A 12,975-nucleotide genomic window follows, 5' to 3' on the forward strand; every position below is an offset into this window, starting at 1 on the left:
ATACATTCATGATCGATTTCGGGTACAACATTAATGCCGACAGGCAAATCGACTATGACAGGAACGACAGACGACTTGCCCGGTACATTCTTGAGCATGAACCCACCTTCAGGATCTGTATCTCCTGCGGTACCTGTACAGCTACATGCAGCGCAGGCAACTTTACATATTTAAACCTCAGGGAGATGATTGTTTTGATCAAACGTGGTGAAGCAAAAAATATAAAATCCGATATAGAAAAATGCATGCTGTGCGGGAAATGCCAGCTTGCATGCCCCAGGGGAGTCAACACCAGAAATATTATTCTCACTATTAACAGGGCTATTGAAAGACTTGACTTTTGACTTTTTTGTAGTACCGTTTGCCCTCGCGCTGATCGCTCTGCTGGGAATACTGGCAGTTAAATACAGCGGGTGGATAAGAGGGTTCAGCTCTGAAGATAAGAACCTGATGCGCAAAGGTATTTTCAGCGTCAAATCCTTGTATGCCCTTAAGGAAGTGTTCACGGAGAGCCTGCTGCATCGCAAGATGTTCAAAAGAAATATCCTACTCGGCTATATGCACATGAGCTTTGCCTTCGGATGGTTCCTCCTGATCCTGACCGGAAACATCGAATCCAGAATATACAGCAGGGTACATATTAATCCTCCGTATTATCCCATCTTCCTCAAGTATTTCGTTCATGATAAACGTGTGCTCACCTTTGAGCTGACCAGCGTTCCGGGAATATTCCGTTTCCTGATGGATTTAATCCTGTTTATGCTCCTTTCGGGATTGGTACTCGCCCTTATAAAACGGGCGCGGTCAAACTGGTTCGGACTGAAAAGGACCACCCGGCATACAGTTTTTGACAGGACAGCCATCACGGCATTATGGCTGATCTTCCCTCTTCGCCTTCTTGCAGAAAGCTTCACTGCCGGACAATACCTTGGCGGAGGATTCCTGACCAATAACCTGGGACGGTTATTTGCCAACTTCCTGCCTGTCGAATACTTATCGTACCCCACATGGTGGGCCTATTCCATCATGCTTGGCATCTTCTTCATTACCCTTCCTTACTCACGGTTCATGCACATTCCGACCGAAGTCCTGCTGATATTCCTTCGAAACTGGGGTATAAAACCGTCAAAAGGATCCAGCAACATATCGGAAATTGAAGTTTACTCCTGTCCACGATGTGGTGTATGTCTGGATGCCTGCCCCGTTTATGCAGTGAAGCAAAATAGCACCCCTCCTGTTTATTTCCTGCAAACGGTCAGAAATAATAAGATTAAAGAGAATGTCACATTCGATTGCCTGCTATGTGGAAAATGCCAGGAATATTGTCCCATCGGCATCCATAACAATGCCTTGCGTATTTCACAGAGAGCTGCGTTTTTCAATAATAGTAACGGATCATTTGATTATTTACCTCAACCTTTAATCAGAAAAGCGGATGTGGCATATTTTGCCGGATGCATGTCACATCTTACGCCATCCATTAAAAAATCGATGTTAAGCGTATTCACAAAAGCAGGGATAGATTATAATTTTCTGGATGCCGATGGGAGCATATGCTGCGGGCGGCCACTGATAATGGCCGGCAAGGAAAAGCAGGCACGGCTCCTCAGGGAGCATAACCGCAATCTGATCATCGGTTCATCCTGTAAAGTGCTGGTTACATCCTGCCCGATATGTAATAAAGTATTTAAGGAAGATTATAACCTGAATATCGAGGTGCTGCACCATACACAGTACCTGTTACGCCTGGTTGAAGAAGGGAAACTGAACATGGTGAAGAGTGCTAGAAAAGTTGTTTACCATGATCCATGCGAGCTGGGACGTGGCTCCGGAATTTATGAAGAGCCCCGGATACTGATTAGCAAGATAGCTGAACTGATACCGGGAGCAAATGAGAGAACAGATTCAATTTGTTGCGGCGGAAGCCTGGGAAATACGGAGATATCATCCGGCAAACGCCATGAAATTAAAAATCTTGCGATAGAGTCACTGTTAATAAACCAACCTGAAATAATTGTCACAGCTTGTCCGCTGTGTAAAAAAACTTTACAAAATGATACAGAAATTCAGGTTGCAGATATCAGCGAGATAGTCGTTGGGGCATTGGCAAAAAATGAGCCCGCAACAACGCATCAAAAAATGGAAATAAATCCGGTGTTGTGGTAGAGATATCTTTCATTACTCAAAACTGTTTAATAGAACACGGAGGATACGGAAGGCACGGAGGCTCACGGAATGTCCGTGATATTCCGCGTTTTCTGTGTATTCCGTGTTCCAATAGTGACAAACCAAATGTCGAACACGGATGACACGGAAATGAACGAAGGTATTATGAATTACCCCGCGATTTAGCGCGGGGTTAAACCAAACAACACAAAAACCGGGCTTTAGCCCTAAACTTTAAAAAACAACGCATTTGTTTTGGGCTAAAGCCCTGAATATTTTTTACTGCCGGGAATCCCCGGCCTGAAGTCCGGGGTAATTCAAATTACGAATTCCGCATTTAGGTCCGTATTATTGTAAAGATCCAAAAATTTAAATCACTGCTTCCTTGGACTATTCCCTCATTGGCCAATTAATAGTTTCTCCTTCGCCAAGATTTGGTGTGAATTCTGCAGCACAGCCAAGTACAAACCCGCCGGATAATCCGTAACATCGGTTTGGATTTTCTTTGTATATGCCGGTATCTCAATTTCATCCACCAGCCTGCAATAACTGTCATAAATGCTCAATATGGCACCGGTTTTCAAATCTTTGAATTCAAAATTGACGGTTGAGACAGTAGGATTGGGATACACTTTTAGTACCTTGTTATAATCTTCTTTCAGCGGTATATCTTTGATTGAAACATACAGGCCGCAGGTTAAATCGACCGTATCGGAAGTGATTGTATCAGGGCATAGGCTGTCGTAATTAAAAGTCTGAGTGTAAAGGGTATCATCCTCTAAATCCGAATTGAGTTTCCAGAGGTAAATGTGTATTGGACTAAAAGTGCCTGTAACAAGAATCTTGTTATCAAATGTGGTTTTAATACTTACAGGGCCTATACCTATATCATCCTCTATCAATAATCTATTTTTAATTATATTTCCGGTTGTATCTGTAATAAGCGCATTGATATAACCTATATCAATCGGCCATTCGTCATTAGTCCACGCTATGCCAACGATCAATTCTGAATCATTATACACTTCAATTGAAGAAGCTCCACCTGAAACAATCGTATCACCTAGCAAATAATATTGCCCTAAATATTCACCGCTTTCATTCAATTTAAAAATGGAAGGATGAAGACAGGTTTGATTTCCATATGTACATGCACTATAAAATATACCGGTATCTTTTTCAACTGTTTGTGAAAGCCAACCTGTATAGTTACCACATACCAAATCCCAGATTTGCTGCCCGGAGGTGTCGGTCATAAACCAGAAAGGACGAAAACCAGGATATGTACACCGGCCTGAGACCAAATTGTGGCCCTGATAAGTCAAAAGCAAATGACTTCCTTCCTCATTGGACATCTCAGGGTACTCCCAGGCATAGTTCTTTATCCAAATTGGATATCCCAGCGTATCTATCTTCACCAGGCTTATTCGCTGATTATGAGAGTATCCGGCATAATATGCCATCATACCTAAATAATTTCCACCATCCAGTTGTATGATGCCTGTTCCATAATCATGTTCTGATGCCTGAAGTTCAAGACACCATTCAATCTCTCCACATGTATTTAATTTTAAGAACAAGGGATCAAAGTGCCCCGTCAGATCATTTTTACTAGTCGATGCAGCTATCACACTCCCTCTGTCTTTCGTCTTTTGTAAATCATAAAAAAAAGTTTGATATGATATATCTCCGAATTTTTTATTCCAGATAATGTTTCCATTGATATCTGTTTTAATCAACCACCCCCATCGACTTACAACCGTACCTTGGCTGAGATAACCCGCTATCAAATATCCATTATCATAATCATTTTCAATACCCCGAACATAAGATGAAGTATTACCTCCATAAATTTTCGGCCATTCCTGCCCCCGGGCATTAATCAAATTTATTATTAATAACTGTATTAATAAAATTCTTAAAATAGTATACATCGTTTCTTTCCTCATCTACAAATTTATTTATTCCCGGCTTTAGCAATTTTTTCACTTTCAATCAGGTTATCACCTACAAATAAACTTATCATATAAACTCCATTAGGAAAATTTTTTAATGAAACAGTTAATTGATTTAAATAATTCGAAAGTATCATGGTTTTGATCAACTTGCCATTGACATCATATATAAGCAATTTACCATTAATTTCATATTCAGATGTATTATAATAAACAATCACATAATCCCAGGCAGGATTAGGAAACAATTTCAAGTGATCCTCTTTTTCAACAATTACTTCGTGAGGTGTGAAATGATACTCAGGGTAAGATTTTGTATTTAAAGGAAAATAAACTTGTTCAGTATAATCAATGAAATTGCCTTTCACAAGCAATCCCCGCGCATAACCGCCGATCAACGGATACCCATTGTTCATAATTTCATGCAAAGTATTAACAGATATAGAATCCAATTGCTCTACGCTCCATGCACTGTCACGCATCGTTTTTAAAATGCTGAAATAATTTTCATAATCCTGATGTACCGCATTTTGGTATGTACTGAGTTCGTAAGTCGAAGGAATTTCATCCAGCAAGTCCAACGCTTCTTCCGGCTGATCATTGTTAAAATAGCAGAAAGCTAACCTGTATTTTGACGGAAGGTCCGTTTCATTTTCATGTAAGGCTATCAGGCTGTCATACGGATTAAGGATGTTGGTATCGGAAAGGAATTTCCGTACGAGTTGATTTTTGGCTCTTGTGCGCAACTGCTGCCAGTATCCCAGCCGTGATTCAAGTATTTCTTTTGCCCCAAGATAGTTGCGTCCCTGCATGATCTCAGTCATTATGTACTTTTCTTTTGCTTGTCCAAAAGAAAAGTACGGAAAGAAAAGGACAGTCTGGGTTTTCGGCGACCCACTATGGGCTCGATTCCTAAGCCAGCCGAGCCGCTCTCCCGCCTTTGGCGGGATCACTTCTCCGTCTGGCTTTTAACGGAATCTTCGCCCAGTGGGTACCCCGCCTCCAAACCCAAAGGCATTAAAAATGAATTTCAATTTAATTCCGATTTTAATATTAAAATAAATCACATGATCTATTGTGATGCTCCTGTAATATCAATTGTAGTGAGCATAAAAATCACTTATCTCACCACCATAAATCTTTCCTTACCAAGGATAGTTTTGGAATTTTTCAATACGGCCAGATACAATCCTGGCTTAAAGCCCATAACATCGACTTGTGTTTCCTTTGTATATGCCGGCACAGCTCTTTCCTCCGCCAGCTTGCCATAGCTGTCGTATATGCTCAAAATGGCGCCGTTTTTCAAATCCTTAAACTCAAAATTAATAATGGATGCAACAGGATTAGGATAAATCTTCAATACTTTATCATACTCCTCTTTTAGAGGTATTTCATCTATCGAAACATATACGCCACAGGATAAATCGGTGGTATCGGAAGAAATCGGATACGGACAAAGGCTGTCGTAAGTGAAGGGCTGGGTGTAAAGAGTATCATCCTCCAAATCAGAATTGAGTTTCCAGAGGTAAATATGAACAGGATTGAACGTACCCGTAACAAGAATTTTATCATCAAATGTTTTCTTAATACATTTCGGACCTTGTGGATCATCAATTAATAATCGTATCTTAGATATATTTCCGGCTGTATCCGTAATTAGCACATTGCTATAACCCTCGTCAACCGGATATTCTACATTTGTCCAGGCAATACCAACAATTAAACTTGAATCATTTAACACTTCTATTGAGGAAGCACCACCTGCAACTATGGTATCGCCAAGCAGATAATATTGCGATAAAAATTGTCCGCTTTCATTCAATTTAAAAATTGAAGGATGAAAGCAGGTTTGATTCCCATATGTACCAGCACTGTAAAAAATACCTGTATCCTTTTCAACTGTTTGTGGAAGCCAACCTGTATAATTACCCCATATTAAATCCCAAGTTTGCTGACCGGAAGTGTCGGTCATAAACCAGAAGGGACGAAAACCAGGGTATGTACAGCGGCCTGAAACCAAATTGTGACCCTGATGAGTCACAAGCAAATGACTTCCTTCTTCATTTGACATCTGAGGGTAATCCCAAGAATAATTCTTTATCCAAATCGGATTTCCCAATGTATCTATCTTTACCAGGCTTATACGCTGATTATGAGAGTATCCGGCATAATATGCCATCATACCTAAATAATTACCATCAACCAATTGTACCATACCTGTCCCATAATCATCATCTGATGCCTGAAGTTCAAGACACCAATCAATCTCTCCGCATGGATTCAGTTTAATGAATAAAGGATTAAAGTGTCCATTCAGATCATTTTTACTGGTTGATGCGGCTAATACAGTCCCATGGTCTTTAGTTTTTTGTGAAGCGTAAAAAAAAGTTTGATACAACAGGTCACCAAATTTCTTCTCCCAAATAATATTTCCGTTTATATCGGTCTTTATAAGCCATCCCCACTGATTAACCACCTGTCCCCTGCTTAGATAACCTGCTATCAGATATCCATTATCATAATCATTTTCAATGCCCCGAACATACGACGAAGTATTCCCACCATAAATTTTTGGCCATTCTTGCCCATGGGTAAAAGTTAAAACTGTTGATAATAATCCTGTTAGTAAGATTTTCAACAAAGTGTTCATCAGTTCCTCCCTTTCTATAGGTTTACTTATTTCCTGCTTTAGTAATTTTTTCATCATAGATTATCATTTTACCGATCATTTTATACACGGTGGTGTTATAATAAGCTATCACATAATCCCAGGAAGGATTTGGAAAGATTTTCAAATGATCTTCCTTTACATCAGTTACTTCGTTTGGTGTGAAATGATATTCAGGATACGATTTTATATCAAGTGGAAAATATACTTTTTCAGTGTAATTGATAAAATGACCTTTCATCAATAATCCCCGTGCATAACCTCCGATTAAAGGATACCCATTGTTCATTATTTCATGCAAAGTATTAACAGATGTAGAATCCAATTGCCCTACGCTCCAAGCACTGTCACGTATCGTTTTTAAAATGCTAAAATAATTTTCATAATCCTGGTGTACAGCAGTTTGATATGAATTCATCTCGTAAGTTGAAGGAATTTCATCAATCAAATTCAACGCTTCTTCTGCCTGATCATTATTTAAATAGCAGAAAGCCAGTCTGTATTTTGACGGAAGATCCGTTTCATTTTCATACAAAGCTATCAGGCTGTCGTAAGGATTAAGTATGGTGGTATCGGAAAGGAATTTTCGTATCAGTTGATTTTTAGCTCTTGCACGTATCACTTTTCTTTTGCTTGTCCAAAAGAAAAGTATGAAAAGAAAAGGACAGCCTGGGTTTTCGGCGACCCACTATGGGCTCGATTCCTAAGCCAACCGAGCCGCTCTCCCGTCTTTGGCGGGATCACTTCTCCGTCTGAATTTTAACGGAATCTTCACCCAGTGGGTACCCCGCCTCCAAACCCAAAGGCATCAAAAAATAGTAGATCCATATCCAACTTCACCAAATCGAACGCCGAACATCATTAAATCGCCTAATCATCTCCCTCTCACCACCATAAACCTTTCTTTCCCAAGGATATTTTTAGAATTTTTCAACACGGCCAGATACAATCCTGGTTTATAATTCGTGACACCAACCTGCATCTCCTTTGTATGTGCCAGCACAACCATTTCCTCCACCAGCCTGCCATAACTGTCATATATGCTCAATATGGCACTGGTTTTCAAATCTTTAATTTCAAAATTGATTGTTGTGAAAGCCGGATTGGGAAATACTTTCAGCACTTTATCATATTCTTCTTTCAGTGGTATATCATCAATTGAAACATATACGCCACAGTTTAAGTCAATGGTATCAGAAGGAATTGGGTTTGGACAAAGACTGTCGTAAGTAAAGGGCTGGGTGTAAAGGGTATCATCCTCTAAATCCGAATTGAGTTTCCAGAGATAAATGTCCCAGTTATTGTCGACCACATAGCTTCCGGTGACTAATATTTTATCATCGAATGTTTTGATGATATTTTCCGGCGTCCTGTTTTCATGAAGTAATTGTCTTCTTTTAACCAGATTTCCTAATGTATCGATCATGAATACTTCACTATATCCATCATCAACAGAAGATTCATTAACTCGCCATTGAATTCCTACAAGCAATGTTGAATCATTAAAAGAATAAAGTGGTTCAGCCCCACCGGCAACAATTGTATCTCCTAATAGAAATTCCCTATATAAAGCATTCCCGTCGATATCGAATTTAAACAGGGTAGGTGTCATAGGACCATTGTACATTCCACCTGATGCATAGAAAATACCATTATTCACTGCGATGGTCTGACCATCGAGACCTGTTCCGCTTGGCCATTTTAAATCCCATATCTGATTGCCAGATGTATCGGTTTTAATCCAGAACGGGCGGGCGTTAGGGCAAAAGCAATGTCCTGAAACCAAATAGCTATCATCAGAGGTATGAATCAGGTAATAACCTTCTTCATCATGAATGGTTGGATCATCCTGTGCCAAGTTCTTGATCCAGACCGGTACGCCCAATGAATCCATTTTTACCAGGCTTATCCGGATATTCTGGTAATCACCACCATAATATTTCAGTAATCCGATATAATGGTTGTCATCAAGTTGAAGAATGTCCATGCCATAATTTCCACCAAGTGAACTAAGTATGGTACACCATTCAATCTCTCCACAAGTATTTAACTTAAGAAATAAAGGATCAAAATAAAGGGGATCATCGTATTTACTTGTTGCTCCGGCTAATATAATACCCTGATCTTTTGTCTTTGATAAAGCAATAAAAGCTGTATTGTAAGAAAGATTGCCAAATTTTTTATCCCAAATGACATTTCCATTAATGTCCGTTTTTATTAACCATCCCCATTTTGAGGGATTTTGGCCATAACCGGCATAACCTGAGATCATGTATCCAGCATCATAATCTTCTTTAATAGATGTTACAGTTGCATCAAAATTATCACCATATATTCTCGGCCATTCCTGCCCATTAATGCAGGTAAAAATTAAAAACATTGACTGTATTAAGATGATTCTTAATAAAATACCTGATAATATTTTCATAATCATAGATCTTACTTGTTTCCAACTTTAGTAATTTTTTTACTCTCAATCAAGTTATCATCCACAAACAAGCTGATCATATAAACCCCATTTGGAAGATTTTTAAATGATATAGTTGATTGATTTAACTGATTAGATAATACAATGGTTTTTATTATCTTACCATTAACATCATACATTATCAATTTACCATTCATTTCATACTCAGAAGTGTTATAATAAACAATCACATAATCCCATGCAGGATTAGGAAACAATTTCAGATGATCTTCCTTTTCAACAATTACTTCGTGAGGTGTGAAATGATATTCAGGGTAAGATTTTATATTCGTGGGAAAATAAACCTGTTCAGTATAATCAATGAAATTGCCTTTCACAAGCAATCCCCGTGCATAACCGCTGATCAATGGATACCCATTGTTCATAATTTCATGCAAAGTATTAACTGATAATGAATCTATTTGCCCAGCGCTCCAGGTGCTGTCATGCATCGTCTTTAAGACACTGAAATAATTCTTATAATCCTGATGTACCGCATTTTGGTATGTACTGAGTTCGTAAGTCGAAGGAATTTCATCAAGCAAATTCAACGCTTCTTCCGGCTGATGATTGTTAAAATAACAGAAGGCCAGCCTGTATTTCGATGGAATGTCAGTTTCATTTTCATACAGGGCTATCAGGCTGTCATAAGGATTAAGTATGGTGGTATCGGAAAGGAATTTCCGGATGAGCTGGTTTTTGGCTTTGGCACGTATCTGTTGCCAGTATCCCAGTTTGGATTCAAGTATCTCTTTTGCGCCAAGGTATTCACGACCCTGCATGATCTCTTCTATCATGTAATCTGGCAAAGGATCAAAACGATCATTAAGTGATTGAAGAACATCCTGCGATTTAGCGGACTGAGGATTAGCAGTTAACACATCCCGTAACATGGCGCTTGGCAGGACATCTTCCTTATAAATAGCCTGTTTCATTACAGTATCGGACAGGTAAGGCGATTCATCCAATAACTGCTGCCGCATTTCCAAAGCTTCATTAGGCATACTTGTCATCACTTCAAAATTCAACTCATCGGTATTACCTCCGTCCACCAACAAATCTAACAAATTCCGATATTGATTGATATATCCCTCCGCAAATGTCATCTCAAGCCGGGGATCGTAACCGCTTTTGTAATTGTTGTTCCCTAAATTTGAAGGGCATGCTGAAAGTGAATCATAGACTAATAATTGTTGTTCATATCGTGTTATTTTCTCATAGGTGTAATTACTATCTAACGGGTACGTCAGTGGATCTTCTTGTTTTTGATGATGAATGTAAGTAAAAGGCAGTGCATCGTTGAAATAGTTGAAATACAATTTGTCACGGCCGCCATAGTCGTGAGCAGGTAGAGTGTCATAAGTAAACGTATTTCCTGCCGGAGCCGTTACTATTAAGTCATAAGAGCCCTGCGACACTTTAATCCCATGTTCAGGGGTGCCGTTTTCCCGTCCTGACTTCCACACAAGGAAATCATTCAGGTTGGTGTTCATATCGTTGCACTTATTGCATAAGCCGGTGCCGGGGCCCCTATTTTTTCCTTCAGCAACTATTCCCCCGTGTAAATGAGAAAAATAATTGTTGTATATCTCATTATCCTCAGTGCCGGAATTCTTTATATATATACCCATTGTCCAATAGAAAGATGCGGAACCAGGGACATAATTTCCCGTAAACAGGTTACCTTCAACATGATATCCCGAACAATCTTCCATATAAATACCACCCACAAATGGATCATCCTGAAAGTTAGTCATATGAGCTGCTATTGTCATAAATGTATCGGAAATGATGGTCGGCTGTTGGTATCCTGAAAGATAAATCCCTGCGTTATTATTATTGAAAATGGCCTTATCCACATAAAACCTTCGATTATCACCACCATTAAACGCTTTTATGCCATACCAGAGATTATCAAAGGAACAGGGAATCAGCTCATAGCAACCCTCGCCGCAAGGCTCATACATCGGATCGGGATATTCATATCCAGGCAGCACCCAAACATCAGCATCATTAGCATAGATACCAATATTATCTTCAGTTAATGCCATTAAATTTGCATCCAATTCAGTATGGTTATATTTAAAGGAACAACCGTAGAATTCAACTCCTTTTACACCTTCCAATGAAACCTGGACTCCCGGTAAACCATATTCAAGGAAAGCGATATAATCTGTTTCAAACATACATTTTGTAAAATAGCTGAAATTGTTTTCCTCATGTTCCGGGATGAACGGATGTATATTTTGGTAAGGATGAAATTCAATGCTTGTATTATTGTTTAAAAAAAGCGCCTCCCTTGCTATTATAAGACCCCCTTCAAAACCTTGTATATAATTTCCAATTACCTTTTTGCCTGTCACTATTCCTGTTATTGCATTTTGAATTGATCCGTTATTACTTATAAGAACCCTCCCTTGCGATTCCTCATAAAATTGTGATTCCTCCGGATTACCCCAGACTTCGATACCCTGCCAGTTTTCCGTACACGCTTTTGTCAGAGTGCCACCGTCAATTTCCAGGGTCGCTCCGGGAAGGACGATTAGTTTTGTTTCGGGTGCAAACAGAACCGTATCCGTTATCGTTAGTGTAACAGACGAATCAATGACTATATCACGGTTAATGCTAATGTTTTCTGACCATGTCGTATTGGATGAGATGTGTTCAGGAGTAGGAATATAATCCAATAGGCACTCACAATAAAAAGTTTCAGTATCATAAGGACCTAACATTGGATTTGAATCATCGCAATCTTCCTCATCCTTTTCACCCGGACAATCGAATGGTTTTTCACCTATTCCCCAATAATAATAACCATCCTCATCATAATCATGCCATTGGCGGGCAGGAGGGATACTACAAATAACCGTAATAGCCCCAGAAATATATGTTTTTGGAGGTTTTAATGCTATTTTGGCATATTCAAAACCGTTTTCTCCGTAGTTTGGTCCTTTACTGTTTTTAAATATCCAGATAATACTTAAATCAACCGGATCAACTATATAACCTGTAAGTACTACGTTATGATTACTTCCTTTTTGTGGCGTAAAAGTCACAGATAGAGGCCCGTTGGTGATCAGCTTCTTCATAATTTCAGTACTTTCAGATGGTTGAATAAAATGATAGTTATCAATTTTAACAACGGTATCAGCATTACACTGATTATTCAAGCTGATACATGTAGCTTGATCGCCGGTAGCATAATAAGGAAAACAATTTTCTGTCTTCACTCCGGGATCGTGTAAATATAGAAAAACGAAAGGAGGCGATCCGCCATCACAACCATTACTTTCTTGGGAAAAACATACAATTTCCTGTTCCGAAAGATTGAAATCGAGATGTTGATTAAAATAAAGGTTAATATAACCTTCGAGTGCACCTATTGGACCAAAAGCATAACAAGATCCACACATACCCTGGTCTTTCGCTTTTGTCATCCAGCCTGTTCCTGTAATATCATTATCATAATATTTGGAACCTAACCGGTTTGCCCCATGCCGGTTGCGCCAATCAAAATTCTTGACCATATTAGTAAGACAATAATCCTTTTCCGCGGGCCAGGGGAAACTAAAGATACCTTTTCACTACTGACCGACTAAATTAATACAAAAGAGGGTACTCCCAACGGGTTTCCCCTCAATGTTGTAGTTTTGTTTTGCGAACCAAAAACTGCAACATGGGTAAAGATACAGAAATAAAATTAGTCGGACAGCCGATTT

General features: G+C 39.2%; 8 protein-coding genes. 2 read left to right on the forward strand and 6 right to left on the reverse strand.

Translation table 11 applies throughout. From position 1 onward, the window contains the following. Positions 1-8 precede the first annotated feature (8 nt). Both NT175_00465 and NT175_00470 read left to right on the forward strand, forming a co-directional pair. Complete coding sequence (locus tag NT175_00465; protein ID MCX6233186.1) at positions 9-344, forward strand: 4Fe-4S dicluster domain-containing protein; 336 nt, start codon at positions 9-11, stop codon at positions 342-344. Continuing rightward, a complete protein-coding gene (locus NT175_00470; protein MCX6233187.1) occupies positions 325-2,166 on the forward strand; it encodes a (Fe-S)-binding protein in 1,842 nt (613 codons plus the stop codon). Before NT175_00465 ends, NT175_00470 begins: the two co-directional genes overlap by 20 nt. A 398-nt stretch (positions 2,167-2,564) precedes the next feature. Here the strand turns inward: NT175_00470 and NT175_00475 are convergent, their stop codons facing one another. The 6 genes from NT175_00475 to NT175_00500 all read right to left on the reverse strand — a co-directional run bounded on the left by NT175_00475 (position 2,565) and on the right by NT175_00500 (position 12,783). After that, complete coding sequence (locus tag NT175_00475) at positions 2,565-4,115, reverse strand: T9SS type A sorting domain-containing protein (GenBank protein MCX6233188.1); 1,551 nt, start codon at positions 4,113-4,115, stop codon at positions 2,565-2,567. An 8-nt stretch (positions 4,116-4,123) separates the two neighbouring features. Beyond that, positions 4,124-4,945 carry a T9SS type A sorting domain-containing protein gene (locus tag NT175_00480; protein ID MCX6233189.1) on the reverse strand — a complete coding sequence of 274 codons (822 nt, stop codon included), beginning with the start codon at positions 4,943-4,945 and terminating at the stop codon, positions 4,124-4,126. A gap of 296 nt (positions 4,946-5,241) precedes the next feature. Further along, the gene (locus NT175_00485) at positions 5,242-6,828 is read right to left on the reverse strand and encodes a T9SS type A sorting domain-containing protein (GenBank protein MCX6233190.1); all 1,587 of its coding nucleotides are present in this window, start codon (positions 6,826-6,828) and stop codon (positions 5,242-5,244) included. Then, the gene (locus tag NT175_00490; GenBank protein MCX6233191.1) at positions 6,794-7,411 is read right to left on the reverse strand and encodes a hypothetical protein; all 618 of its coding nucleotides are present in this window, start codon (positions 7,409-7,411) and stop codon (positions 6,794-6,796) included. The genes NT175_00485 and NT175_00490 overlap by 35 nt, the downstream gene beginning before the upstream one ends. Positions 7,412-7,663: 252 nt before the next feature. Next, positions 7,664-9,217: a T9SS type A sorting domain-containing protein gene (locus NT175_00495; GenBank protein MCX6233192.1), complete on the reverse strand. Its 1,554-nt coding sequence runs from the start codon at positions 9,215-9,217 to the stop codon at positions 7,664-7,666. 11 nt (positions 9,218-9,228) lie between these two features. Continuing rightward, positions 9,229-12,783 carry a T9SS type A sorting domain-containing protein gene (locus tag NT175_00500; GenBank protein MCX6233193.1) on the reverse strand — a complete coding sequence of 1,185 codons (3,555 nt, stop codon included), beginning with the start codon at positions 12,781-12,783 and terminating at the stop codon, positions 9,229-9,231. Positions 12,784-12,975: the final 192 nt, after the last annotated feature.

This window comes from Bacteroidota bacterium (assembly GCA_026391695.1).
Classification (GTDB): domain Bacteria; phylum Bacteroidota; class Bacteroidia; order Bacteroidales; family JAGONC01; genus JAPLDP01.

Coding starts and splice junctions, on each gene's coding strand:
- NT175_00475 (MCX6233188.1), bottom strand. CDS start 4,115: ATGAGGAAAGAAACGATGTATACTATTTTAAGAATTTTATTAATACAG.
- NT175_00480 (MCX6233189.1), bottom strand. CDS start 4,945: ATGACTGAGATCATGCAGGGACGCAACTATCTTGGGGCAAAAGAAATA.
- NT175_00485 (MCX6233190.1), bottom strand. CDS start 6,828: ATGATGAAAAAATTACTAAAGCAGGAAATAAGTAAACCTATAGAAAGG.
- NT175_00500 (MCX6233193.1), bottom strand. CDS start 12,783: ATGGTCAAGAATTTTGATTGGCGCAACCGGCATGGGGCAAACCGGTTA.
- NT175_00465 (MCX6233186.1), top strand. CDS start 9: ATGATCGATTTCGGGTACAACATTAATGCCGACAGGCAAATCGACTAT.
- NT175_00495 (MCX6233192.1), bottom strand. CDS start 9,217: ATGAAAATATTATCAGGTATTTTATTAAGAATCATCTTAATACAGTCA.